General features: G+C 61.9%; 28 protein-coding genes. 14 read left to right on the top strand and 14 right to left on the bottom strand.

The annotated features are described in order from the left end of the window. Positions 1-62: 62 nt before the first annotated feature. Complete coding sequence (locus ABIE33_RS13935; protein WP_429125823.1) at positions 63-1010, top strand: carbohydrate kinase family protein; 948 nt, start codon at positions 63-65, stop codon at positions 1008-1010. A 63-nt stretch (positions 1011-1073) separates the two neighbouring features. Here the strand turns inward: ABIE33_RS13935 and ABIE33_RS13940 are convergent, their stop codons facing one another. Both ABIE33_RS13940 and ABIE33_RS13945 read right to left on the bottom strand, forming a co-directional pair. Then, on the bottom strand, positions 1074-2054 hold the full coding sequence (locus ABIE33_RS13940; protein ID WP_429125825.1) for a sugar-binding transcriptional regulator: 981 nt from the start codon (positions 2052-2054) through the stop codon (positions 1074-1076). A gap of 109 nt (positions 2055-2163) precedes the next feature. After that, positions 2164-2391, bottom strand: a complete 228-nt coding sequence (locus ABIE33_RS13945) for a hypothetical protein (RefSeq protein WP_429125827.1) — start codon at positions 2389-2391, stop codon at positions 2164-2166. 132 nt (positions 2392-2523) lie between these two features. On the opposite strand from ABIE33_RS13945, the gene ABIE33_RS13950 reads away from it, so the two are divergent. The 3 genes from ABIE33_RS13950 to ABIE33_RS13960 all read left to right on the top strand — a co-directional run bounded on the left by ABIE33_RS13950 (position 2524) and on the right by ABIE33_RS13960 (position 6215). Next, positions 2524-4572, top strand: coding sequence for a bifunctional aldolase/short-chain dehydrogenase (locus ABIE33_RS13950; protein WP_429125829.1), 2049 nt, complete (start codon positions 2524-2526; stop codon positions 4570-4572). A 303-nt stretch (positions 4573-4875) separates the two neighbouring features. After that, positions 4876-5022: a DUF1127 domain-containing protein gene (locus ABIE33_RS13955; RefSeq protein WP_429125606.1), complete on the top strand. Its 147-nt coding sequence runs from the start codon at positions 4876-4878 to the stop codon at positions 5020-5022. 290 nt (positions 5023-5312) lie between these two features. After that, the gene (locus ABIE33_RS13960; RefSeq protein WP_429125831.1) at positions 5313-6215 is read left to right on the top strand and encodes a methylenetetrahydrofolate reductase; all 903 of its coding nucleotides are present in this window, start codon (positions 5313-5315) and stop codon (positions 6213-6215) included. 16 nt (positions 6216-6231) lie between these two features. On the opposite strand, the gene ABIE33_RS13965 is transcribed toward ABIE33_RS13960, so the two are convergent. Together ABIE33_RS13965 and ABIE33_RS13970 are read right to left on the bottom strand one after the other, a co-directional pair. Beyond that, a complete protein-coding gene (locus ABIE33_RS13965) occupies positions 6232-6705 on the bottom strand; it encodes a Rid family hydrolase (RefSeq protein WP_429125833.1) in 474 nt (157 codons plus the stop codon). An 11-nt stretch (positions 6706-6716) separates the two neighbouring features. After that, entirely contained in the window at positions 6717-7286 is a 570-nt protein-coding gene (locus tag ABIE33_RS13970) for a TetR/AcrR family transcriptional regulator (RefSeq protein ID WP_429125835.1), read from the bottom strand. Between the two features lie 389 nt (positions 7287-7675). Here ABIE33_RS13970 and ABIE33_RS13975 point away from each other — a divergent pair, with 389 nt between their 5' ends. Next, positions 7676-8392, top strand: coding sequence for a lysoplasmalogenase (locus ABIE33_RS13975; RefSeq protein WP_429125836.1), 717 nt, complete (start codon positions 7676-7678; stop codon positions 8390-8392). Then, positions 8376-9806 carry a coniferyl aldehyde dehydrogenase gene (locus ABIE33_RS13980; protein ID WP_429125838.1) on the top strand — a complete coding sequence of 477 codons (1431 nt, stop codon included), beginning with the start codon at positions 8376-8378 and terminating at the stop codon, positions 9804-9806. The genes ABIE33_RS13975 and ABIE33_RS13980 overlap by 17 nt, the downstream gene beginning before the upstream one ends. A 55-nt stretch (positions 9807-9861) precedes the next feature. Here ABIE33_RS13980 and ABIE33_RS13985 read toward each other — a convergent pair whose 3' ends face one another. Then, positions 9862-12552, bottom strand: a complete 2691-nt coding sequence (locus ABIE33_RS13985) for a TonB-dependent receptor domain-containing protein (RefSeq protein ID WP_429125840.1) — start codon at positions 12550-12552, stop codon at positions 9862-9864. A 172-nt stretch (positions 12553-12724) separates the two neighbouring features. Continuing rightward, positions 12725-13672 carry a FecR family protein gene (locus tag ABIE33_RS13990; RefSeq protein ID WP_429125842.1) on the bottom strand — a complete coding sequence of 316 codons (948 nt, stop codon included), beginning with the start codon at positions 13670-13672 and terminating at the stop codon, positions 12725-12727. A 25-nt stretch (positions 13673-13697) separates the two neighbouring features. Here ABIE33_RS13990 and ABIE33_RS13995 point away from each other — a divergent pair, with 25 nt between their 5' ends. From ABIE33_RS13995 to ABIE33_RS14005, 3 genes are all read left to right on the top strand, one after another. Beyond that, entirely contained in the window at positions 13698-14210 is a 513-nt protein-coding gene (locus ABIE33_RS13995) for a DMT family transporter (RefSeq protein ID WP_429125844.1), read from the top strand. Continuing rightward, positions 14207-14629 carry a DMT family transporter gene (locus ABIE33_RS14000; protein ID WP_429125846.1) on the top strand — a complete coding sequence of 141 codons (423 nt, stop codon included), beginning with the start codon at positions 14207-14209 and terminating at the stop codon, positions 14627-14629. Before ABIE33_RS13995 ends, ABIE33_RS14000 begins: the two co-directional genes overlap by 4 nt. A 277-nt stretch (positions 14630-14906) precedes the next feature. Next, positions 14907-15521, top strand: a complete 615-nt coding sequence (locus tag ABIE33_RS14005; protein ID WP_429125847.1) for a DUF2165 family protein — start codon at positions 14907-14909, stop codon at positions 15519-15521. Between the two features lie 54 nt (positions 15522-15575). Here ABIE33_RS14005 and ABIE33_RS14010 read toward each other — a convergent pair whose 3' ends face one another. Then, complete coding sequence (locus ABIE33_RS14010; RefSeq protein WP_429125849.1) at positions 15576-15887, bottom strand: DUF883 family protein; 312 nt, start codon at positions 15885-15887, stop codon at positions 15576-15578. Between the two features lie 113 nt (positions 15888-16000). Then, on the bottom strand, positions 16001-16474 hold the full coding sequence (locus ABIE33_RS14015) for a GNAT family N-acetyltransferase (protein WP_429125851.1): 474 nt from the start codon (positions 16472-16474) through the stop codon (positions 16001-16003). Positions 16475-17027: 553 nt separating this feature from the next. On the opposite strand from ABIE33_RS14015, the gene ABIE33_RS14020 reads away from it, so the two are divergent. Then, positions 17028-17447, top strand: coding sequence for a VOC family protein (locus ABIE33_RS14020; protein WP_429125853.1), 420 nt, complete (start codon positions 17028-17030; stop codon positions 17445-17447). Positions 17448-17587: 140 nt separating this feature from the next. Further along, positions 17588-17797 carry a hypothetical protein gene (locus ABIE33_RS14025; protein ID WP_429125855.1) on the top strand — a complete coding sequence of 70 codons (210 nt, stop codon included), beginning with the start codon at positions 17588-17590 and terminating at the stop codon, positions 17795-17797. A 48-nt stretch (positions 17798-17845) separates the two neighbouring features. Here the strand turns inward: ABIE33_RS14025 and ABIE33_RS14030 are convergent, their stop codons facing one another. Beyond that, the gene (locus ABIE33_RS14030) at positions 17846-19099 is read right to left on the bottom strand and encodes a D-amino acid dehydrogenase (RefSeq protein ID WP_429125857.1); all 1254 of its coding nucleotides are present in this window, start codon (positions 19097-19099) and stop codon (positions 17846-17848) included. A gap of 198 nt (positions 19100-19297) precedes the next feature. Here ABIE33_RS14030 and ABIE33_RS14035 point away from each other — a divergent pair, with 198 nt between their 5' ends. Beyond that, positions 19298-19759 (top strand): Lrp/AsnC family transcriptional regulator, encoded by a 462-nt coding sequence (locus ABIE33_RS14035; RefSeq protein WP_429125859.1) that lies wholly within the window; start codon positions 19298-19300, stop codon positions 19757-19759. A 153-nt stretch (positions 19760-19912) separates the two neighbouring features. Here the strand turns inward: ABIE33_RS14035 and ABIE33_RS14040 are convergent, their stop codons facing one another. Together ABIE33_RS14040 and ABIE33_RS14045 are read right to left on the bottom strand one after the other, a co-directional pair. Beyond that, a complete protein-coding gene (locus ABIE33_RS14040) occupies positions 19913-20170 on the bottom strand; it encodes a hypothetical protein (RefSeq protein ID WP_429125860.1) in 258 nt (85 codons plus the stop codon). A 731-nt stretch (positions 20171-20901) separates the two neighbouring features. Then, positions 20902-21894, bottom strand: a complete 993-nt coding sequence (locus tag ABIE33_RS14045; protein WP_429125984.1) for a GH25 family lysozyme — start codon at positions 21892-21894, stop codon at positions 20902-20904. Here ABIE33_RS14045 and ABIE33_RS14050 point away from each other — a divergent pair. Next, positions 21815-22003, top strand: coding sequence for a hypothetical protein (locus ABIE33_RS14050; protein ID WP_429125988.1), 189 nt, complete (start codon positions 21815-21817; stop codon positions 22001-22003). The two genes, ABIE33_RS14045 and ABIE33_RS14050, sit on opposite strands and share 80 nt — an antisense overlap. 16 nt (positions 22004-22019) lie before the next feature. Here ABIE33_RS14050 and ABIE33_RS14055 read toward each other — a convergent pair whose 3' ends face one another. The 3 genes from ABIE33_RS14055 to ABIE33_RS14065 all read right to left on the bottom strand — a co-directional run bounded on the left by ABIE33_RS14055 (position 22020) and on the right by ABIE33_RS14065 (position 23914). After that, positions 22020-22205, bottom strand: a complete 186-nt coding sequence (locus tag ABIE33_RS14055) for a hypothetical protein (RefSeq protein ID WP_429125862.1) — start codon at positions 22203-22205, stop codon at positions 22020-22022. 134 nt (positions 22206-22339) lie between these two features. Then, a complete protein-coding gene (locus ABIE33_RS14060) occupies positions 22340-22816 on the bottom strand; it encodes an Rrf2 family transcriptional regulator (RefSeq protein WP_429125864.1) in 477 nt (158 codons plus the stop codon). 210 nt (positions 22817-23026) lie between these two features. After that, on the bottom strand, positions 23027-23914 hold the full coding sequence (locus ABIE33_RS14065; RefSeq protein WP_429125865.1) for an NAD(P)/FAD-dependent oxidoreductase: 888 nt from the start codon (positions 23912-23914) through the stop codon (positions 23027-23029). 320 nt (positions 23915-24234) lie between these two features. Between ABIE33_RS14065 and ABIE33_RS14070 the strand changes: the two genes are divergently transcribed. Continuing rightward, complete coding sequence (locus tag ABIE33_RS14070) at positions 24235-24822, top strand: YqaA family protein (protein ID WP_429125867.1); 588 nt, start codon at positions 24235-24237, stop codon at positions 24820-24822. Positions 24823-24901 lie beyond the last annotated feature (79 nt).

Here is a 24901-nt window from a genome sequence, read left to right on the forward strand (position 1 = left end):
GACGTCCAGCGGGTCAAGGACTTCTATCCGCGGTTACCATTTCAGTAGGGAAGGTTGAGTGCATGGCGCACGACGTATCTGTAATCGGACTTTACATTCTTGATATTCTCGGCCGGCCGGTGGACCGGATCCCGTCCGGCGGCAACGTGGAATTCATCGACGAGATCCGCCTGACCGTTGCGGGCACCGCCGGCGGCACGGTCGTCGACCTTGCCAAGCTCGGGCTGAACTGCCTGGCGGTCGGTGCGGTCGGGGATGATGAAAAGGCGGATTTTGTGCTCGCCACGCTCGATCGCTTCGGCGTCGACAGGTCGGAGATGCAGCGCATTGCCGGCGTGCCGACATCCGCGAGCATTCTCAATATCCGCCGCAACGGCGAACGGCCTGCCCTGCATGTTCGTGGCGCCTCGGGACATTTCGAGATCCCGGCCGATGCACGCGAGCGGGTGCTCGCGCCGCCGATCGTGCATCTTGGCGGGACGGGGCTGCTCGATCGCCTCGACGGCGAACCGAGCCGCGTTTTGCTCGAGGAAGCCAAACGCTTCGGCCGGACCACGACCTTCGACCTGTTGGGTGCAAACGAGAACACGCTGTCGCTGATCCGGCCGCTCTTCCCGTATATCGACTATTTCATGCCTTCGGTGGAAGAAGCCATGCTGATCTCCGGGCAAAAGACCGCCGAAGATGCCGGCCGCTTCTTTGCCGATCTCGGCGTCAAGCACTGCATCTTCACGCTCGGCGGTGACGGCGTCTGCTTCCTCGATGCCGACGGAAAGAGCCTGCGCCTGCCGGCATTCGAGATCGACGTGGTCGATACGACTGGCTGCGGCGATGCCTTCAACGCCGGTTTCATCGCCGGGCTTCATCATCGCATGGAGACGGAAACCGCATTGAAGTTCGCCCAGGCGTCGGCTGCTCTTGTGGCCACGGGCCTCGGCTCGGATGCGGGGATCACCTCGTTCGAGGCGACCTGGGACTTCATGAACAATGCTCGTGTGAAGAGCAACTGAAACCAGGCCGTTCGTCTGAACGATCTGACCGGCCGCCCGATCCGATATCGGGCGGCAAGGCGGCTATTGCAACAGCAGCTCGGCCGTCGCGATGTCGGTCACCAGGTGGGTGGCGTAACCACCTTTCAACGTCGCCCGGATGGCCGTCAGCTTGCTGGCGCCGCCGGCGACGCACAGGCGCCGCGGCACCTGGCTCAACTCGTTCAGTTCGATGCCGACCATGCGGTTGTCGAGATCGCCGCGCACCGGCCGCCCTTCGGCATCGATGAAGCGGCAGATCAGCACCCCGACCGCACCGCCCGCCTGGTAGGCGTCGATGTCCTCCTGGCCGGTGATGTTGGCCGAGCGGATGAGCGTCTCGGGGCCGATGTCGCCGACGCCGAAGAGGATGATGTTCGAGGAATGGATGAGTTCGAATTGCTTGACCAGCACCTGCTCGGCCAAAAGCGCCTGCTTCAGCGCGGGCGTCGACAGCAGGGCCGGTGCGAGCAGGTTGATGCAACGGGCGTGGATGCGGCGCGACATCAGCGAAGTACAGAACTCAGGCGCGAAGTCCGGATTGGCGATCGAGCTTCCGGATACCTGCACGACCGTCAATCCCTCCACCGGCTCGGGAAGCGAGATGCTGTCGGCAACGGCCAGCACCGTCCGTCCCCAGGCGACGCCGATCGTGTCGCCCGGCTGAACCATATCGGCAAGCAGTCGCGCTCCGGCCTCGCCAAGCCGCTGCACAAGGTCGCTGTTGTCGAGGGCCGGAATGACCAGCGCGCCCTCAAGCCCGAACTTGTCCTTCAGGCGTCTTGCTATACCGGTGCGGGAGCCGACTTCCGTGTTCAGGCGAATATTGACCAGGCCGCGCTCGCGCGCTTCCTGAAGGTAGTTGACGATGGTTGCCCTGGACACGCCGAGCATCTTGGCGATTTCGCTCTGGGTGAGTTGGTCGACATAATAGAGCCAGGCGGCCCAGACGACGCCGTCGTCGAATTCCGCGGGCAGCACTATGCCTTCGCCGACTGCCCGGTTTCCCCGCGCGGTATCCATCATCGCCTGCTCCCCTGGATTGTCATGGCTTCTCCTGAAGCGGAAAAAGTGTCCGGCGTCAAACAAATTTGCCATGCGTGTTGACACATGACACCGCATGGTGGCAGTTGTCTCAGCGAAGGTTTTGGGAGACGCCGAGATGGAATGGACGACTATAGGCGCGCGCAGGTGGGTTGGAAACGAACCAATCGGCGAAGCGCTTCGTGGTGTCTTTGGCGCTCCCGCAAACCGGCCGCAGCTCGGCCTTGATGGCGATCGCAATCCCCAGGGCGTTCAGCCTTGGCATGGTGGCGTGAACGCGGATCTCCGTTTGCCGGCGGCCGGCGGATAGCATCGCCATCGAGTCCTCACGGTGCGCGGGGAGAACGGCAGTTCGTTTGGCGCGCAGACCGACCGAGGGCACCCGGCGACAGGACTTCATTTTCAAACCCCACCGGAAACGCTGCCAAGCGCGGGAAGACAGGAGCCTTTCATGAAATCCAGATGGTCAGAAACCGAATTCGCGCGCGTCGTCGACACCTATGTCAACGCCGGCGTCAACCGAGACCTCGCAATCCGCACCTACACGACCCGGCTTCTGGGCTCAGATCCCGCGCTCGTGCTGCATGGCGGCGGCAACACCTCCGTCAAGACCACGTTTACGGAGATGGATGGTTCTGAAGTTGCCGTTCTGTGCGTCAAGGGCAGCGGCTGGGACATGGGCACGATCGAGCCCGCGGGCCTGCCTGCGGTCAGGCTGGAGCCGCTTCAGGCCATGGTCAAATTCCCTGAACTCAGCGACGATGACATGGTGATGCTGCAGCGCCGGCTGCTGCTTGATCCCGCAGCGCCGAACCCTTCTGTCGAAGCGATCCTGCACGCCAATCTGCCGTTCCGGCATATTGACCACACCCATGCCAACGCCATCGTGTCGCTGACCAACCAGCCGCATGGCGAGGACCTGGTGCGCGAACTGTTCCCCGATTCCATCATCGTTCCCTACGTGATGCCGGGCTTCGATCTCGCCAAGGCCTGCGACGAGGCGTTCCGCGCCAACCCGGGCGCCGACGGTATGATCCTGTTGAAGCACGGTATCTTCACCTGGTCGGAAGACCCGCGTGAATCCTATGAGAAGATGATCGCCGCCATCGACAAGGCCGAGCGCCGCATAGCCCGCGGCAACCCGCGTCCTTTCACGGTCGTCCAACCGGCGACCCAGCTTGCGACGGCAGCTCAGATCGCCCCGGTTCTGCGCGGCGCCATCGCGATCGACAGCGGCGTCGAGGGCTGCCCGCGCCGCTTCGTCCTGGAGCACCGCTCTCATCCCGAGGTTCTCGACTTCTGCAATGCCGAGAACGTCTCCGATCTGGTTCGCCGCGGCAATGCGACCCCTGAGCATGTCATCCACATCAAACGTTTCGGCGTGGCGCTGCCCGCACCCGTTGCCGGCGATATGGCCGCCTGGGCGGAAACGGTGCGCGCAGCCGTCGCCGCCTACAAGGACGAATATCGCGCCTATTTCGAGCGCAACAACGCGCGCGTCGGCGGCATCAAGCGCATGCTCGATCCGATGCCGCGCGTCTTCTACGTTGCGGGTGTCGGCCTGTTTGCCGCCGGCCCGTCGAAAAAGGCTGCCCGTGTCGGCGCCGACGTCGCCGAGGCGACGATTGCTGTCATCCGCAATGCCGAGGGCATCGAGAGCTTTGAGGCTTTGTCGGAGGAGGACCTCTTCGACATCGAATACTGGTCGCTCGAGCAGGTGAAACTGACGAAGCAGGCCGAGAAGCCGCTGAGCCGGCAGGTTGCTGTCATCACCGGCGGTGCGGGCGGCCTCGGGCTGGCAATTGCCGAGGCTCTGCACGCCGAGGGCGCCGAGATCGCGTTGCTCGACCTTGCCGAGGACGCGTTGAAGAAGGAAGCAGCACGGCTCGGCGGTGTCGGCCTCGTCTGCGATGTGACCAAGCCGGAGGCGGTCGACGCGGCGCTCGCCGATGTCGCCAGGCATTTCGGCGGTATCGATATCGTCATCTCGAATGCCGGTGCAGCCTTCCAGGGCGCTCTGCTCGATGTTTCGGAGGAGGTCTTCCAGAAGGCCTTTGCACTGAACTTCTGGGGTCATCATTATATCGCCCGCAGCGCGGTCAAGATCATGAAAGCTCAGCAGACTGGCGGCGCGCTTGTCTTCAACGTCTCGAAGCAGGCGGTCAACCCAGGCCCCGACTTCGGTCCTTACGGAACGTCGAAGGCGGCATTGATGGCGCTGATGCGCCAATATGCCGTCGAACACGGTGCCGACGGCATCACGTCGAACGCCGTCAACGCCGACCGCATCCGCACCGGACTGATGACCGACCAGATGATCGAGGAGCGCAGCCAAGCGCGCGGCATTTCACCGGAGAGCTACATGCGCGGAAACCTGGTTCGCCGCGAGGTGACGGCACGGGACGTTGCGGCCGCCTTCGTCCACTTCGCCAAGGCGCGCACCAGCACCGGCGCGGTTCTCACGGTCGACGGCGGCAATGTCGGCGCGATGATGCGCTGAGTTTAAAAGCGTCCGCTATTCTATCAAGTGTGAAGTGGCCCAACCCCGGCAAGTCCAACTTGCCGGGGTTGGGCAAAACTCGCTCTCAAGGGGCGGCTGATCACCGTGGCCGTCCTCTCCGGTTCAACTGCCCGGTCGCTGCAGTACCCTGGGGCACAATGATCCATGCACTTCTTGCAGAGGTGGGCTGAGGTCTTAGCGCTGCTCTTGGAGAGGGCTATCACCTATATTCCCCTCATCGAAGCGAACGAAGCGCCAAGGACTGGCAGCTAGGCTTCGAAAGCCCACGGAAAGGGGATCATCATGAACGTAGCACGCTCTTTCAACAACTGGCGCAAGTACCGGCAGACGGTCTCCGAATTGGGCCGCATGTCCGCTCGCGAACTGCGCGACCTCGGCATCGAGCGCGCCGACATCCAGACCATTGCACGGGCTGCCTTCGGCCGCTAACCGCGCCTGAGACCATTGACGATTTCAAGAAGCGCCCGCTCGATCCCGAGCGGGCGCTTTCGATTCCGATGTACAGTTTGATCTGTCGATGCGCGACGATCGTATCGATGCCGGTGCCATTCGACAGGCCAGCGCCTGTGCCGTTGTTCCCTCGGGCTCTCAGTCCGTGGAGTGCCTGCGACGCTTGGCGCGTCGACGCTGTAGCTTGCATCGGCTAGATCTCGCCCGGCTGCACGGAAACGATTACGGCGTCGAGACCCAAGCGCCGTCGGCACCGGCAAAGGATCTCCATGACTGCGTTCACAAGACACGATGTCGAGACTGCTCTGTATCGCGACTATTCCCTGGAGATTACCGGCAAGGATATCGGGCAAATCGAAACTGCGAAATCCGAGATTCCTGCCGGCACGCCAATCAATATCGCCTTCCTCGGCAATGAGAGCCATACGCAGCGCATCGAGGCGGCCGCGCGTATCCGGCAATGGGGGTTCGAACCCGTTCCGATCATTTCGTCGCGGCGGCTGAGATCGGTGCAGGACCGCGACGAACTGCTCGCCGGCCTCACCAGTGCGGCGCATCCCACCCGGTTCATGCTCGTGGGCGGCGATCCGTCGTCGCCGGCCGGTCCTTACAGGGATTCGCTGGACCTGATCGCCGGCGGCATCATCGCGGACTATGGTATTTCCAAGGTCGGGATTGCCGGCTACCCCGAAGGCCATCCAAAGATTGACCGGGTGCGCTTGTGGGAGGCTCTTGCCGAGAAGCTCGAATTGCTGAAGACCTGCGGCTGCAGCGTCGAGATCACCACGCAGTTCGGCTTCGACGCGGATGCGGTCGTCGATTGGATCGCGCAGGTGAGGGCGCGCGGCATCGATGCGCCGATCCGCATCGGCGTGCCGGGCCCCGCGGATGTGAACCGATTGCTGCGGTTTGCGGCGCAGTTCGGTGTGGGTTCATCCGCGGCGATCGTCGGAAAATACGGGTTCTCGCTGGCCAACCTCATCAGCAAGGTTGGACCCGATCGTTTCATGAGCCGGCTTGCAAGCGGGATGGCGGGCCGCGATCTCGGCACGGTCATGCTGCATCTCTACCCCTTCGGCGGCATTGCCGAGACGGTCGTCTGGGCTGCGCGCACCGCTGGCCGGCAAATGGCCGAAAGCCAGGGTGCGCTCGATCGTCCCCTTTATCCCTGATGGGCCGGAAACCCCATCACCTGCGCGGCGCCAGGGGTGCGAATGCGGTCGCCTTGACCTCGACCAGGCCGCCGTCCGGATTGAGGTCGGCGACGGCAAGCTCTACCGCGGCGGGGTAGGGGGCGGCAAAGAACTCGTCGCGCACCGCGGCGATCGCGGACAGTTGCCCCGCCTTGTCCAATGCCAGGCGGTCACTTCCGAACACATGAAACATCTGAAGTTCGACAACGTCCTCCAGGCGCGCATCACACGCACGCAGCAATTGCTCGATCAGTGTGAAAACCCGGCGCAGTTCGCGACGAAATCCTTCGGCGTCCATCGGTTCGGTGCCGCCGTTTGCGGCAACGATGCCGGACAGATAGACGAAATCACCGGCGCGGCGCGCGGGCGCATAGTGAAACTGGTCCACATCCAACTGGAGGCCGGCCGGTATCACGACCTTTCCGGTCCGGGTGGGCACAGCGTTGACGGTCGTTTCGATGGGCTGCATCGTACTCTCTCTCAATTCGGTGAGGCTGCCGCGTCGGCGGCCGGGGTTTGCGGCAAGGCGGCGAGGGACGGTCGGACGAGAGCTTCGAGCTCCGGTCGGGTTGCACCATCACGGGCCTGCATGGAAATGGCTTGCATGACGGCACCGTAATAGTCGGCCAATGTCGGTATGTCGGCGGTTCGCGGGAGATCGCCGTCCGCCACGCCGCGCTCTAACCTTGCGTGTACGCGCTCCACCGTTTCTTTCCGTAGGCCCTTGAGCAGGTCGTAGAGCGGTCCGGTTTCGGGTTGGCAGTTCATCACGCCGAGGATCAGCAGGCAGCCGTTCGATTGCGGTGCCTTGAGCGCGACGTCGATACTGGCAAGGAGCATCGCACCTATCGCCTGTTGCGCGGTTTCGCTGGTATCTAGCGCGCGCAACGGGCCAGATCCCGCGGTCGCGACATAGAGACGAACTGCCTCGCGAAACGCCGATTCCTTCGACCCGAACGCGGCGTAAAAGCTCGGCGGCGTGATGCCGATGGCCGCCGTCAGGTCGTTGAGCTGCGCGGCCTCGTATCCCTTTGCCCAGAACACCTCCATGATTTTTTCAAGCGCAAGATCGCGGTCGAAACCACGCGGTCGTCCTCGGATTGCCAACGGCGTTCCTTTCTGTAGTCAGATTTACATAAATCGTTCAACCACATCCCGCAACCCTGCTGGCAAAATTATGTAGTGAAAATTATAGAAAAGATTCAACGGCGGCGAAGATCGTCGACCGCCACCCAAATATCTTCCCCGAGAAAGGCGGATGCCAGAAGCAATGCCTGTCCAGCCTCATGCCTTGGGGCACGTTGTACCCATATTTGTTCAGCTATGGACAATCTTCGGCGCTTGATTACAGTCCTTCGAATGAACAGTTTCGGACCGCCAAGGGCGGTCGTCATCGGGCGATCATGGCGGGCGCGGCTCGCGAACAACGAGGGGCAGGTATGGGACAAACCAGCATTGCGGGCGCGCGCAACAACGCATGGATCTATGCGCTGTTTGTCGTTTGCGCGGTTCTCGCCATTGTCGGCAGCCTATTGGCCGGCGGCGAAGAATCCGGCTGGCGTTGGCTGCATTACCTCACGAAACCGACGGCGACGGTACTTTTGCTCGTGGCCGTCCTTCGCAACATCGGCCCATCGTCGAGGGTCTATGGATTGACGATCGCCATCGGGCTTGCCTTTGCGGCGGCGGGCGATTTCTTTCTGATGTTGCCGGGCGACTATTTCCTCGCCGGCCTTGTCTGCTTTCTCCTGACCCATTGCGCCTATATCTGGGCGCTGACCCGCGACAGCCGCTTTGCCGCCGACAAGGGGATATTCGCCCTCTTCGCAGCGATCGGCGTTGTCGTCATTGCCGGATTGTGGTCGTCCTTGCCGCCCGGCATGCGCATTCCCGTGGTCATTTATGCGCTGGCGCTCGCCGCTATGGCCGCACAGGCTATCTCCCGTGACCGACAGTTTGCGGCTGGAGCACCGCAAAAATCCGCCGCGCGCTCGGCGGCGCTCGGTGGCCTGTTCTTCATGGTCAGCGACACGCTGCTCGCCTACGGGCGGTTCCGCTGGAACATTCCCTACAATGCCGTCTGGGTGCTGGGCACGTACTACACGGCACAATGGCTCTTTGCCCGTTCGACCGAAGGCAATGCAGATGCACGATAGTCCACCGTCTCAGTTGCAGCCCAGCTTCGAGCGGCTGCGTGCCGCCTGGCTCGATCAACGTCCGTCATACGAGCAGCGCCGCGACGATCTGAAGCGTCTGCGCTATCTCTTCCGCGAACGGTTGGATGAGATGGCGAAGGCGGTCAGCGCCGATTTCAGCCATCGCTCGGTCCATGAAACGCTGCTCAGTGAGGGCAGCGTCGTCCTTTCGGAGATCGATCACACACTCGCCAGGTTGAAGACCTGGATGAAGGCCGAGCGTCGTGCAGCCGGATGGAAGCTCTGGCCGGCAAAGGCGGAGGTCCGGTTCGTTCCTCTCGGCGTCGTCGGAATCATCTCGCCATGGAACTACCCGGTCAATCTGGCGCTGGCGCCCCTGGTCGCGGCGATCGGTGCCGGCAATCATGTGCTGCTCAAGCCGTCCGAACATACGCCGCGCACGTCGGAGTTTTTGCGCGCGCTCATCGCCGATGTCTTCCCTGATACGCGCGCGACGGTGGTGCTCGGAGGCGCCGATCTCTCGGCCGCCTTTTCCGCGCTGCCGTTCGATCATCTGTTCTTCACCGGCTCCACTGCCGTCGGCCGCAAGGTGATGGCGGCCGCCGCCCAAAATCTAACCCCGGTCACGCTGGAACTCGGCGGCAAATCACCAGCCATCGTCGGGGAAACAGCGGATTTGCAGCGGGCGGCGAACCGCATCGCAACGGGCAAGTTCTTCAACGCCGGCCAGACCTGCATCGCGCCGGACTATGTCCTCATCCATGAAGGCAAGCGGGACGCCTTCGTCACCCTGTTGAAGCAGCAGATGGGTGAACGCTATGGTGCCCGCAACGGCTACCAGGACTACACGTCCATTATCAACGAAGCTCAGCACGACCGCCTTGCCAATCTCGTAAACGATGCGCAGGCGCGTGGACACGAGCTGGTTTCGCTCGTGGATATGAAGCAGGCGCCTCCATCTCGCGTCCGCGTGTTCGAACCCACCCTGGTCCTCGAGCCCAGCCCGGATAGCGCCGTCATGCGCGAGGAAATCTTCGGGCCGATCCTGCCGGTCATCAGCTATCGCACCACGGACGAGGCGATCGGCTATGTGCTCGGCCGCGACCGGCCGCTGGCGCTCTATTGCTTCAGCGCGGACATGCGCGAGATCGAAACGATCCTCGCCCGCATCGTCGCCGGCGGTGTTTGCATCAACGACACGCTCTATCAATTTGCCTGCAACGACATGCCTTTCGGTGGCGTCGGGGCGAGCGGCATGGGGCATTATCATGGCCGGGAGGGGTTCCTGACCTTCTCCAAATCGATGTCCGTGTTGCGGAAGTATGATCCGGCGCCGAGCGATCTGATTACGCCGCCGTACAAGGGGCTGACGGACAGACTCGTTCGCTTCATCACCTGGATTCCCGGGCGCTGAATGCCCCTGGCTGCCCGAACCCGCGCCGGGCAGCTCTGTCGCCCTTCGATTGGATCTAGAATTTCGCAGTCAGCGTCGCCCGGACGGTCCGTCCCGGCGACGGCATCAGGCCCAATGTCAGCGCGTCCATGTAGTAGACATCAGCCACGTTGTCGACCGACAGGTCGAAGCTGGCGTTGTCGTTGATCCTGTAGGTGGCGAACAGGTCGACGAGCGTATAGGGCTCCCAGGCGATCGAGGCGGTATAGCCGCCACTGCTGGTGCTCTTGGAATCGACTGCGCGTTCGCCCTGGTAGGTGACGCGGCCGCCAAGTGTAAGCTTCTCGTCATAGAGCCGCGTTCCGAGCGTCAAGGTACCACTCATCTTCGGCGGAACATGCAACTGCGCATAGCCGCTCGGCACGCCACCATTGAAGCATCGCTCCCGACCGAGGAGTTCCTGCTCGTTGGTGCAGAACTCGGTTTCGGTGTAGTAGATGCCGCCTACTTCGGAGAAGAACCAGCCGACATCGTAGCGCGCGGAAGCTTCGAAGCCCTTGAACGCAGCATAACGGAGATTGCGCAGGGTGGTGCTCGGCACCTTGTCGATCTCCGCGGTCTCGATCGTTCGCGTCAGGTAGTTGTCGGTGCGGTTGTTGAAGTAGGCCGCCTTGAACCTCACTTCGTCATCGCTGTCGAACACGCCGTCGAACAGCATGTTCATCCCGAATTCCCAGTTCTTCGTATGCTCCGGCTTCAGCGCCAAAGTCGGCGCGGAATCGAAGGACCAGCCGGAAGTCGATTCAAACAGGCTCGGCGAGCGGATGGCCTCTGCGTAGCGCCCGTAGAACTGCAGGCCGTCGATCGGCTCGGCCGTCGCGGCGATGATTGGCGCGAAGCCGGAGCTTTCCTCCTCGTTGTTCAGGTAGAGGCCGGTCGCAACCCGGGTCGGGGTGTTGTCGTAGCTGTGCGTCCAGGTGTAGCGCATCGTGCCGTCGAGCTTTAGCCAGTCGAACGGCTTCCATTCGGACGACGCGAAGCCGCTGGCTTCCTTGCGCCACCCGTTGCGGGCTTCCAGTGTGTTGTTGACCCCACCCGACAGCGAGGCGATGTTGCTCGGCGGAGCCAGTGTCTCGTAGGTGTAGGACCCGCCATAAACCAGCGTCAGCTCGCCCCACTGCGTATCGACGAGAGATTCGTTGGAAATATCGATCCCCGTCCGTTTGGCGATGTCCCAATAGCCCTGGCTGTAATCGAGGCCGAAGAATTCATAGGGCGTGCGGATCTGTGTTTCCGTGTTGGTGTGCCACAGATTGGCCTTGAGGTTGATCAGGTCGCTGTCGTCGGGTTTCCAGTTGTAGCGGGCCGTGTAGGTGTTGGATTCCACCTCGCTGAGCGGCGCCTGCACGGCACCCTCGCCGCGGATGATGACCGAAGGCATCAACTCGCCGAACTCGCTCTGGTAGTTGATGTAACCGAGATCGATGGTGTGGCCGCCATCGAGGGTGATCGTGCCCTTGAGCAGGTAGGAACTGTTGTCCTGGGAGGTGTTGAGCACATCCTCGCCGGCGCGATAGCGGTTGAGGCCATCGAGGCTGAACGACGTTATCTCCGTCCAGGTTTCCGGTCGTCCCGGGCGCCCCGGGCGAACGACCCGGTTGACGGTTTTCTTGATCGTTGGCGTGTTGCCGTGAGTTCCGGCGAAATGGTTGCCGGTCTTGCGGCGCGAATAGGCCGCAACCACGTCGAGGTTTTCCCATCGCTTGGCGAAGGCGACGCTACCGGAGCTCGATGACGGTTCGAACAGCGCCGGTCGGTCAAAGCCCGTCGTGCCGCCGAAATTGGCGAGGTCGAGATGGTCAGGGGCAGGCGTGATCGTGCAGTTCGTATTGCAGCCGGTGGTGTAGGATTTGGTGACCCCGTAGACCCCGCCCGTCGTGCCGGCGGGCGGGGGGCTCGCCGTGTTCGACATCATGCCGCCGCGCAGGCGAATGCCGATATCCTTACCATCGGTCAGGATGTCGTCGGCGTTGATCGTCCTCATATGGGCGATGCCGCCCGTCGCGCCCACACCGTAGACACCGCCGGATGGCCCCTTGATGATCTCGACGCCGCCGATCATGTCCGGATCGAGATAGTTGCGCGAGGCGACCCCGGAATAGCCGCGATAAACTGTGTTTTGCTGCTGGGCGCCATCCACGACCACCGGCACGCGGCCGAACCCCTGCATGCCGCGAATGTTGATGTCGATGGCGCCGCTGTTGCGGTTGTCGCCGGTCAGCACGCCCGGAACGCCCTTCAGGAAGTCACCGGTGGAGGTGCCTCTGAACAGCTCGATTTCTTCCTGCGAGATATAGGCCGATGACGCCGCGGTCTGGTAGGTCGCGTCCTCCGGGCGGCCACCGGAAACCGCGATCGTCTTCAGGGCGGTCGCACCTTCGACGCCGGCCGCAGCCTCACCCGGAACGACGCCGTCGGCCGTCAGCACGACCGTCCGCACATCGGAGAAGCTGTATCGAATGCCGGTGCCGACCAGTATCTCGCCTAGAGCCGATTGCGGTGATTTTCTTCCGCTGACGCCGGGAGACTGCAGGCCCCTTGCAATCGAGGCATCGTAGATGAGCTGCATGCGCGAGACGTCGGCGAAGCGATTAAGGGCTTCCGCGAGCGGGCCGGGAGCAATCCTGTAGTCCAAGCTCTCATGCTGCTGCGCCTGTGCTGCGCTTGCCAGAGGCGGCACGATGTCCGCAAGCATTGTCGTGCTCATGAGCACGGACGTCATGATCCCAAGGTGGCGGAGCTTTCTTCTGGTAGCGGTCTTCATTATGCCCTCGAACGCGAAAATGACACGAGGAACCGAAAGGCCGCAGGCGCTTCTGTTCGCTCTCAAACGTGAAGACGCGCGAGGGTGAAAAAAACCGGATAACAAAAATCAACTTTTATCGGTGCAGCACGATCATGTAGTTGCCGAGGCGGGTGGACCGGATCCCGAGCGATGTCTCGAGCGTGTCCACGGCCGTGGCAATATCGGCGAGTTCGAAGACCCCGTTTATCCGCCTGTCGCGCAAATCGTCGCCGACAATGCGGATGATGCCGCGATGATGGCGATTGAGCTCCTCGACAACGCTGCCAAGCGGGCGCTCGATGAAGATCAGCTTGCCGCGTCTCCAGGCAGCCTCGGAAGCCACGTCGACACGCGTAACGGTGCCCATGCCGCCCGCGTCGTAACGGACCTGTTCGCCGGCGGACAGGGTGACTGAGGAGAAGGCGTTGTCGGTCGAGCTCACGCGCACCTGGCTTTCCAGCACGGTGACCGTCGATCCGTCCTCGCCGTCGCGGACGTCATAGATCGTTCCAAGGGCCGTTGCCTCGCCGTCCCCGCTCAAGACTTTGAACGAGCGCGTCTTATCAGGTGCGACGGTGAAAACCGCCTCGCCTTTGAGCAATGTGACGCTGCGTGCCGCATCGGAATAGTCGACCGCGATTGCCGAAGACGAATTGAGCTCCACAGTGCTGCCATCCGCCAGGGTCAGGCTGCGGGTTTCGCCTGTTGCGGTGTAGGCGTCCGCACGAAGACGTGTCGGCAGATCAAAACTCCAGGCGGCGACCAGCAGCAAGGCGGCGATCGTTCCCGCGCTCGCGGCCACGCGCGCAAACGGGCGGCGCGTTCCAACCGGTGGGACAGGGCGGGGCAGGGGCGGAGGCGCGATACGCGCCAGTTCGGTCCATGTCCGCGAGACTTCGTCGTAGGCAGTCCGGTGCTCCGGCGATGCCGCCAGCCACTGGTCGAACCGCTTGTGGTCGTCAGGCGCAAGCGGACAGTCACCCTGCCGAAAGAACCATTCGGCGGCCTCGTCCAAGGCGTCCTTTTGCCTTTCAGCGCTCATCGCTCTCCCTCAGTTCGTGGCCGCAATGCAGACGACGGCCTGCGGCCACAAGCAAACGCCTGCTGCCGGGCACCCACTCAATCCGCTGCATCTCCTGGCCGCCTTCGGCACGGGCGGGCTCTTGACCCTCATGGTTCATTTCAACGGCGAGCTGGGACGCTACGGCAACGCGCTGTTCTCGTCCTGGGCAGCGCACGGCACGGGGACTGTGGCGGCGGTTGTTCTGCTCGCTATTCTCTATCCCTGGCGCAGCCGGAATGCCGGGGCGAAACCGCGCGCACCGTTGTGGGCCTATCTTGGCGGGATTTCTGGCGCGATCACGGTCATGTTGACCTCGTTCGCAGTCAATTCGCCGCTTGCGCTGTCCGGTACCCTCGCCTTGGGGCTCGCGGGCCAGGTGGTGTTCAGCATCGTTGCGGATCGCTGGGGGCTGTTCGGCCTGCCGATGCGTCGTCCGGATCGCCGCGATCTTGCGGCCATGGCACTGATCGTCGCCGGCAGCGCCCTTATCATCCTGTTCGGCAGGGGCAACGCATGACCTTGCCGATCCTTCTCGCCTGTCTCGCGGGTGTGCTGGTCGGCGTCAGCCGGCAGGTCAATGGCCGGCTCAGTCTCTCGACGTCACCGATGATCGCATCGTTCTGGAACCATATCGTCGGCTTCGTCGCTTTGACCATTCTCGGCCTGTCGATCGGCGGGCTGATCCCGGCGGGTGCTGCGGACGCACCCTGGCACGCCTATCTCGGTGGCTCGATCGGGGTGGTCTTCGTCGCCGCCGGCAGCTGGCTCATTGCGCGCATAGGTGCAGTTAACACCGCCCTGCTGGTGATCGGTGGGCAGATGGTTTCCGGCGTGGCGCTCGATCTGCTGCGGGGAACATCAGCAACCTTCGTCGCCAGCGCCCTTGGCGTGACCTTGATCCTTGCCGGCATGGCGCTGACACAACGTCGCCGATAACCTCCGGATTGCACAGGCAAGGTTCATTGCCGTCATGGGCGGCTAGGCGGCCTCTGACATCATTCGTTCTGACGGGGCGACAGGCGCTTTACCGGTCATGCCTTGCGCAGGCCCTCGTTCGATCCCGCGCAAGGCAATAGGCCCTAGGTCCGCCCGGGTGAATGGTACCCCCGCCTTCGTGGTCTCAATAAGGCGTCCAGGCGTGTGGGGCGCAGGTGTAGCGCCGACGGCCAGTTGATCCCCAACTTATTCCTGAAGCTGTGGACAGCCTTTGCTTTTGCGGAAAACAACGCCCAACCAAAAAAACATCTTGGGGGCGTCACAGGTGGACACGGTCGATCGTCATCAGGGTATCGCGCTTGAGCGTGCTGCCCAAAACCATGGTGATATCGAAATGACCGAACTGACCTCGCTTCTTCTGATCAAAGCCGTGCTGTTCTGCGGGCTTGCGCTCTGGCTTGCCGTTATCGTGCTCAACAACGTTGTCGCTTTTCGCAATGGCGTCTTTGCAATTGGTCTGCTGATGGGGATGCAGCTCTTCGATCAAGAGCCACCGATACGCACGCCGCTGTTGTCGCGGCGTGTCAAGAACTCCGTCTGGCATCGGTTGATCTTCAGCCTCGTTCTTGTGATGGAAGTGGCGACCATGCTGCTTTTGGCTTGGGCCGCTGCTATGCTTATCGGCACGTTGTTCGGACTATCGAACGGTGCCGCCGCGATCATATGGGCGAACCTCGCTCTCGCAGCGTTCATCGCTCTCAGTCTGATCATGCTGCTGGGCGGAGCCTGGTTTGCATACTATATCCGTCAGGAAAGCATGCAGATTACCCATTTCATCCTGATTGGCATCGGACTGGCCGGCACGCTGTTGGTGAATATGCCGGCTCACTAGCGCAGCGCCAAACTTGTGGTCGACTGGAAGGGTCAACCACAGGGGCTTTACCCGCTACCGCCACCGCGCGCTGCTCTGGAAGGACAAGCCAACAAGCACGCCGATGGCAAAGCCGATCAATCCGGCCGTGCTGACAACCGTCGTTGCGGTGCCGGGATTGTCCTTTGCTGCGTCAACAACGCTTTGTCCCTGTGTGCGCACGACACGTGCGGCCGAGCGCACCCGTCCTTTTGCGTCCTCCGCCAGATCGGCGGCGCTGCCTGCAGCCTCGCCGGCGCGGGCGGCGATCGATCGTGTCAGATCGGCAACCTGTGTCCGCAGCTCGGAGATCTGGTCTTCGACGGATCGCTGAATGTCATTGGCCATTTCTTGCACCTCGTTTGTCCTAACAAGGTACCAACGATGACAGGCGGCTTAAGTTCCGCTCGTTGCCGCATATGGGGTTACCGCCGGTGCAGCGGTCGCGTGTGTGTTGGGTTCTAGCGCGGTTTGAGCGTCTTGCTCATATTGGTGCCGGTGACGCGAAACCCTGTTGCCTCATAGACATGCCGGGCGCGCCGGTTATCCTCGGCGACGCGCAATTTGATCTGCCCGAACCCCTTCGCCGAGAGTTCGGCCTCAAATGCCTCGATCGCGAGCTTGCCCAGGCCTTTTCCCTGGTGGTCGGGCAAAATATGGAAATCGCTGATGAAGGCTGAGCGGGCCTTTGCGTCCGGTCGATACCAGAGGTAACCGACATGCTCAGTGCTTGCGCTGTCCATCAGACACAGCAGGACGTTGCCGGGTGTATCGACTCCTTGCGGCAGGTCCTCGGCGATTTCGCCGGTTGCCTGGGCGAGGGCGTCTGCATCAGAAAGCCCATAGTTGGCGGCGATCTCCGCGGCATAGTCGGGGATGAAATAGGCGAGATATCCAGCATACTCGCTCTCAAGCATCGGTCTGAATGAGATCATGGCGCTTTCGCATGTCTGCGGAGTTCGACGAGTGGCCCCGATATCACCGTTCCGACGGCTCGTACCGCGGAAGGTTTCATGAACGGCCACGTGGTCTCGTGGCAGCGAGGTAGACGTCAATCGCCCGCCCGACCCCATCCTAAAACTGATGGCGATCGCGTTCCCGGGTCTTCTGCCAGACAAAGGCAGTCGAGCGCAACCAATCTGTTCGGATTTTGATGAGGCGGCGGGATCCCAAAAACAAAAAAGGTCGGCAATGCCGACCTTTTCCCGTTCGCTGCTTTACCCTGCCAGTACATCCGTGGTCAGCGGCTTAGCGCAAATTCTGACCGGAACACATCCGTCTCACCGAGACTGTCTATGCTCAACGATCAATTCGTTATGCCGCATATGGCGAGCGATTGCGGCTATTTCAAGCCCCGGCATCAGGTTGTCGATGATCGTGTCTCCAGTCCGTCGAGAGGCGAGGGTGGTCAAGGCGTTGTGTCTGGAGGCCATTGACGGACCTCTGGTCGGACCTAAATTCTTGCGATTGCGAACGGAGGATTTCGGGATGGAACTGCACCGCGGTCGGCTGATCGACCATATTCAGCTCGTGATCAAGGATCTCGGCGCCAGCCGGCGGTTCTATGAAGCCGTGCTTCAGGCTCTCGATGTACCGCTGGGAGGCGAGGGTAAAGACTACTTCTGGGTCGACGAGCTTTTCGTCTCGACCGCCGACAGTGAGGCGGCCCAGGGCAAACTGACCGGGCGCCATCATCTCGCTTTCCAGGCCCGGGACCGCGCCATGGTCGAGGCCTTTCACAAGGCCGGTCTTGAGAACGGCGGCACGGATAACGGTCGGCCGGGCGAACGTCCCTATCATCCCGGCTATTATGCAGCATTCCTGCTCGATCCGGACGGCAACAACATCGAGGCGGTGTTTCACGGGCCGGCCAACCGCAGTGCCAGTTCGGTGAAGATCACGTTCTAGCGGGTGTCCCGGCGAACAGTCTCTCCGAGTGCTGCGGACGCGCCGCCCGGTATGCGGTGCGGCCTTTCTATGCCTGGAATCTGGTCACTTGACATTCTGCTAAAAATAGAACAAAAAGAGAACATACGTGGAGATGAACGATGACCCGCACTGAAATCATCAATCGCGCACTGGCAGCCGTCGCGGACTCTCGCCTGAAGCGGGAGCGCGACAGCGAGCGCCGCAAGCAGATTTTTGGCCGCATCGACCTCTCGGCGCCCTTGCCGAAACTGAGCCGCGGCGTGCAGCTCAGCTTGAATCTCGATGCCGGACGGAAACGATCCCAGCCGACGAGGGCGAAGTCCCATTGAGCTCGAGGGTCATCGCGATTGGTGGTGGCAGAGCGATAGGAATGCCCATCAGTGATATCGGCTGATCGCCAAGTCCGCTGTTTCGATCGCGGGCTTGGCGCCGCTGATCAGATCGCTCAGCACGCGACCGGAACCGCAGGCCATGGTCCAGCCAAGAGTGCCGTGGCCGGAGTTGAGGAACAGGTTGGCGAAGTGTGTTGCGCCGATCACCGGCGTTCCATCCGGCGTCATCGGCCGCAATCCGGACCAGAAGGTTGCTTGCCTCTGGTTTCCGGCGCCGCCAAACAGATCTTCGACCGAATGCTCGAGCGTCGCGCGACGTGTCTGGGGAAGATCGTTGCTGAAGCCGGCAATCTCCGCCATGCCGCCGACACGAATGCGATCGCCAAGCCGCGTGATGGCGATCTTGTAGGTCTCGTCCATGATCGTCGATACCGGCGCGCGCGTCTCGTCGACGATTGGCACGGAGATGGAGTAACCCTTCACCGGATAGACGGGCAGGCGAAGGCCGAGCGGCTTTAGAAGCGCTGGCGTATAGCTGCCGAGTGCGGCGACGAAGATGTCGGAACGGATCTCGCCCTCTGCCGTCTCGACCGCGACGATGCGGTTGCCCTCCTGTCGAAGCCGGCGGATATCGACGCCGAAGCGGAACTGCACGCCGAGGGCCTCGGCGCGCTTTTGCAATTCGTTGGTGAACTTGAAGCAGTCGCCCGTTTCGTCGTTGGGCAGCCGAAGGCCGCCGACGATCTTGTCGCGGACCGGCCGCAGGCCCGGTTCGGCGGCAACGCAGCCGGCCGGGTCGAGCACTTCGAAGGGCACGCCATCGGCCCTCAACACTTCGATATCCTTGCCGATACCGTCGAGCTGTTTGGCGGTCCGGAAGAGTTGCAGGGTTCCCTGCGTGCGGTGGTCGTAGGCAATGCCCGTTTCCTCGCGCAGCGCAATCAGGCAATCACGGCTGTATTCGGCAAGCCGGACCATCCGGCCCTTGTTGATGGCGTAGCGTGCCGAGGTGCAGTTGCGCAGCATCGCCGTCATCCAGTGCCAGGTGGCACCGTCCACCATCGGGCGGATGATCAAGGGCGCGTGCTTCATGAACAGCCACTTGAGCGCCTTCTGCGGGATACCGGGCGCCGCCCAGGGCGAGGCATAGCCGGGAGAAATTTCGCCGGCATTGGCAAAGCTCGTCTCCAGCGCGGGGCCGGACTGCCGATCGAGGACGGTCACCTCGTGGCCCGCCTTGGCGAGATAATATGCGGAGGTCACGCCGATCACACCGGCGCCCAATATGGTAATCTTCATCGCATCCTCAGGATCACAGATCGATCGTCAAACGGGCTGAGGCACGCGCAAGATGCTTGCTGATTCCAGCCCCCAGCCCCGGCAGAAGTTGCGCTCGAACATAGTGAAATAATCGAGCACGATCATGCGAAGTAGCGCTTGAATATTCGAGCATTCGCTGATTTTAAGAATTATCGGCGGGAAAATGAAAGAATCTGCATGTCCGGTCTTGATGCGATCGATCGCAACATCATTCGTCTGCTGCGCCTCAATGCGCGCATGAGCAACACCAAGCTCGCCAGTGAAGTGGGGCTGTCGCCTTCGGCCTGCCTGAGGCGCATCAATCTGCTGGAGCAGGGGGGCGTGATCCGCGGCTATACGGCGCTGGTCGGAAATGCCGCTGGCGACAACGCCATTGCGGTGATCATCAACATCACGCTCGAACGCCAGACGGAGGAGCACCTCAATCGCTTCGAGGCGGCGGTGCGCAAACACCCGGAAATCCAGGAATGTTACCTTATGACCGGTGGTTCCGATTATCTGTTGCGGGTGGAGGTCGAAAATGCCGGCGACTTCGAGCGCATCCATAAGGAAATCCTTGCGAAGCTCCCGGGCGTGTTGCGCATTCACTCCAGCTTTTCGATCCGCAACGTGCTTGTGTCACGCTCAAGGCGGCGCTAGCCCGATCGGGCCGCGGTCGCTGTAGCGCGCGCTGCTTCTGCCCTATGGAACGGTTCCAGCGGACGGTGGCCGATACCAATCATGTAACCCGTCCACTGGCATTGTCCAAGCAGAGGCGATGGGACGGCCTCCGCCCAGCCTTGCGAACGTGGATCAGTGAAGCGCGCGCTGCGCTGGTGGCGTCGATTGCAGCCACGGCGGGAACGCGCGGCTCGAAACCAGACGCGCGATCAGGCGTCCGCTCGGGGTAAGGACGTCGACGATCGCGCCCCGATATTCGTATTCCTCAGCGAGTTCGTCGGCGATGAGCTGCCCGTAAGCGACCGCGCGGCCGTCATTGGGGTGCTGTTTTCCGGCCTGATCGCGGCTCGTCACGCCGGCCGCATGGATATGGTACATGTAGCGGGGCATAGTCCGCCAATCCTTTCCGATTTGCATGGGCTTTCAATGCTTCTCGCATCCACAACCGATGACGAAGGGATGTCCGAGACACGCGATGACGGAATTTTATAACACGGTTTACGGGGCTGTCCCCGTGACAAGGGCGTGACGCTTGCAATCGCAGTCGCTAATATTCATCTAACCATCTGGGAGATCATTGTTTTTCGGCCGACTTAGTGGGCGCGCCAACCCTAATGTGCAGCCCTGCGCCGGCATTTCTTTGATCTTTTCAGTCAAGACCGCAAACCTGCGTGGTGTCCTCGAAGCGCCTGACCGGCGCTGAGTGCATGGCTGGTCTGCGAAGTCAGATCTACGAAGTCGGGCGGTTTCTTGTATAGTCAACTTATCGAAGCGATGCATCTCCTCCCGCAGGACTTCGATGATGCAAGCGCTTTCTCCTCCTCCCAACGAGCGCTTGCCGGAATGGCGACACTCCTCCTCCCGGTTGCCATTCAATCCCTTTAAAGGCCTGCCGCACCTCCTCCCGCGGCAGGCTTTTTTCTTTTCGGGGTGGCCTTTATGCAAGGCAGTCACTGATAATTTGAGTTGGCTCGAAAAGTGGGCTGCATCTTGCCCGTGTCCGAGCCAGCGGAGCGCATAGGCGCGCCACCGCAGGAGGTGTCGGACGAGGAGTGAGGCGGCTGCAAAGCAGGCGACGGTCGACCAGGGCGCGGGTCAGCCGCCTGGCCCGTTACGATGGCCTAGCTGGCACGTCTTGCGAGCCAGTCCTGCCATTCATTTTCGTTGCCGTGGAACACGTTGAGGTCGATCTTGCCTTCGACGCCGTGCGAGAGGCCGGAGCCCGAATACTGCCAGAAGATCCATTTGCGGCCGGGATATCTCTTGGAAGGATGAGCTGCTACCGAGCGTAGCCAGAACGGGTAGTCGAGCAGTTCGCCCGTCAGGTTGTCGGCATAGAAATCCGGGGCGGTGTAGATGATCGGGCGCTGGCCGTAATGCGCCTCGAGCTTGTCCATGAAGACCTGCATCTTTTCGAGCACACGGGCGCGCGACAGGCGCCTCTTACAGCTGGACTCGCCGTTGTATTCGACGTCGATCACCGGCGGCAGTGCGCCGGCTTCCCTCGGAACATTGCGGATGAACCAGTCGGCCTGCTCGCCGGCAGTCCGGCACCAGTAGAAAAAGTGGTAGGCGCCGCGCCTCAGCCCGGCTTCCTTTGCCTTGCGCCAGTTCTTCTTGAACATCGGATCGAGGTGATCGCCGCCATCGGTCGCCTTGATATAGGCGAAGTTGGCGCCTTGCGTCCGCAGCCTGACCCAGTCGATTTCACCCTGCCAGCGCGACACGTCGACACCATGAACGGCCATCTTGCGCGGCGATGCGCGGCCGAAGTTGATCGGCTTAGCATCGCGGAAGCGGTGTCCGTAGATCTGCGTGCGTGTTCCGGGCGTCGTCAGGACGGCAGGTGTTGCCGGCACGATTGCGGCGACGGGCCGCTCCAGCGGCATCGGTGTTGCCGCTGCTGCCGTCTTTGCCTCCGGTCGGAAGGCTTCCGGTTCCGGTACCGGTCCGGCCCAGGCAAGCATCTCCTGCGGCGGCGCTGTTTGCGTCTGGGCGACGCCGACACTGGCCGAAGGCACGGGAGATGTCGGTATGACCGAGCTCGTCGTTTCCCGCGACGGCTGCTGCGGCACGATCGTGTCCAGCGTCGAACTGGACGTGCAGCCTGCCAAAACCAGGCAGGCAAAAAACATTGCTGGCACAGCTGATAAACGCATGAGCACCCGTACGCGAAACATTGTCGACGGCAAGGAACAGTGCCGCCAGGACCCATTGATGTGAAATTGCTAACGGAAACTTACCGGAAAAGATTAAATACAATCTTTACGATCGGCCCCCTGGCGACGTCATAAACCGCATCGCGCCAGATGAAGGCGGCCTCCGACAGGCCGCGCCCGTGATCGACCACCATCCCGTGATGGCTCAATGCGGTTCTCAGTGCGCCCGCAAGCTCGCCTTCATCCTCGACCAACAGCACGCGCATGAAACCGCTGCATCCCGCTCGATCTCTTAAACCGCCGCGGGGGCAGCGTCTCGATTGAGCCAACATGTCATCGCCGGAAATATAAACGCTATCCAAGGCAATCAGCGGCGAGGCGTGAACCTCGGCGCAAATTCTCAGCTCTGCTCGGCCGGATGATGTGTGCAGGAGGGCAAGCGGTTACCCATGACAGCGCCATAGCGCCTCTCGAAATCGGCAGCGATATCGGAAATAGCGATCTCGCCGAGGCGCGCGAGCAGCAGGGTCTCGGCCTCACTGAGTGTTCGCTCCAGCGCCGAATTGACGGCCTGTTCGACCAGGCATTGCGGCTCGTCGGTTGCGACACCCATGGCGAAGAAGCCTGGGCTGCCGATGGTTCGATAGACGTCGAGGAGGGTGATGTCGGAAAGCGGCCGGGACAACGTCCAGCCGCCGCCATGGCCCTTTTCGGACGACACGTAACCGGCGTCGCGAAGACCGGCCATCGTCCGGCGCACGACGACGGAGTTCGTGCCCAGCATCCGGGCGATCGTTTCGGATGTCATCGGGGCTGGGTGCTTTTCCATGTGCAGCAGCACATGCAGCAGCCGTGAAAGTCGTCCGTCCTGTCGCAATGGCAATCGTCCCTATTTTGCATCTGATAGCATGGATAGTGCCGCCCAGGGGAGGCTGGAGGTCTTACTGCATGTTTCCTTAAATCGTAGCCGATTTAAGGATAAAACATGCAGTAATTCAAAGTGCTACAGCGACCTTTGCGCGTCTGATAAGACGCGCGGCGCTGTAGGTACAACTGCGTGATGTCGGGACCCGCTCCGATCGGCCCGTCAGTCGAACATCAGCGACCGGTGGGTGGCGGCCCCGGCCATGGCGCCGTCTCCAACGGCGAGCGCGACCGACCCCGTCGGCCTTGCCGCATCTCCGCAGGCAAAGACCCCGGGAACCGTCGTTGCCTTCATGGCGTCGGTTCGGATGTAGCGTCCGAGCGGGCCGTCGTCCAAGGCGCAGCCGAGTTGTTCCGCAAATGGCGCCGAGACCACCGTCCCGGTGGCGGTGAATATGCCGTCCATCGGCAACACCCGCCCGTCCTTCATGACGACGTCGACCCGTTCACCCTCGAGCCTGTCGATGAGCCCATGCTCCACCGTGACATTGCGCCGTGCAAGCTGCTGCAACTGTTCCGCATCGGGTTCGAATGTACCGTTGATAAAGAAGGTGGTTGGACCCCAGTCCGGCAGCATCAACGCCTGATGCATGGACAGAGGTGACGTAGCAAGCACGCCGATCCGGCCCTCGTCGAGTTCGTAGCCGTGGCAATAGGGGCAGTGGAAGACACTTCTGCCCCAGCGTTCGGCAAGGCCCGTAAGCTCCGGCAGGACATCGGCGACGCCGGTGGCGAGGATAAGACGCTTCCCGGTAACATCAGGGCCCTGTCGCAGGGCGACCTTGAAGCCATCCTGCACGCGTTCGGCACGTGTCGCTTCGGTCTGCAGCCATTCGACCGTCCGGTATTCCATCAATTGCGAGCGGGCTTCGGCGGCGATCTCAGCCGGCGTGCTGCCATCCTGGGTCAGGAAGCCGTGCGACGTGGCGGCGAAACGGTTCCGCCGCAAACCGGTGTCGATCACCAGCACCTTCCGGCGCGCGCGGGCGAGTTGAAGGCCGGCGGAAAGGCCGGCGTAGCTGCCGCCGAGGATGATTACGTCATGGGTCATATCGGGCCTCTTTGTTTCAGATTGTATCTTTTTAAGTTACATGATGGCGGCTGGCAATATCATGAAACAACAAAAGTTCCATGATTGCGCCTGGAGGCGACGGCTAGCGCCTGGAGATGACTCCAGCCGGCGACGCGAAAGGAAGCATCGCCCAAGCTAAAGTCGCTCCGGCCTCATTTCCCGACAGACAAAAATCCGCCCATTGGTAACTGACTGGATCAACTCGATGCGTGTTCAGCCTCTGTCCCGGCCTCCGGGATTGGAACGCTTCCCGCCAAGGTCCCGTGCGGGACGCTCCCCGATGAACGACCGGATTTCCCATGCTTCGCAGATTGTACAATTGGACGATGGACCTCGCTGGCCGGAAGTCTGCCGCCTGGTGGCTGGCGCTCGTCGCCTTTGTCGAAAGCTCCGTCTTCGTCGTTCCGGCGGACGTCCTGTTCCTGCCAATGGTGCTGGCAAAGCCGCATAGGGCTTATCGCTATGCCTTTCTGGCCACACTGTTCTCGGTGCTCGGCGGCATCGCGGGCTGGTTCCTCGGGCATTACGCCTTCGACGCGATCGCCCGGCCGATCCTGCAGTTCTACGGCAAGATCGAGGCGTTCGAGTCCATGCGCGCTTCGGTCGACATGGAGGCAATCGTGCTTCTGCTGGTGACATCGGGGCTTGCGCACGTGCTGCCGATGAAGGTCGTCACCATCCTGTCCGGGGCCGCCAATGTCAGCCTTGGCATGTTCATCGCATCGGCGGTGATCACGCGCGGCGTGCGCTTCTTCATTCTGGCGGCGGTTCTTCGCCGACACGGCGAAGCCGTCCGGCATTTCATCGAAAGGCGCCTGGGTTTGATTGCAGCCGTCGCTGCAGCAGTGCTGATCCTACTTTACGGCGTCTACGTTCTCGCAAAGTAACAACAGCGAAGCGGTGCCAAAAGCGTGCCTGCCGTAGGTGGAGGCCAAGGCTAGACGACCATTTCGGCCCCACAATGCG

The organism is Ensifer sp. 4252, from assembly GCF_050434565.1.
Classification (GTDB): Bacteria; Pseudomonadota; Alphaproteobacteria; order Rhizobiales; family Rhizobiaceae; genus Ensifer.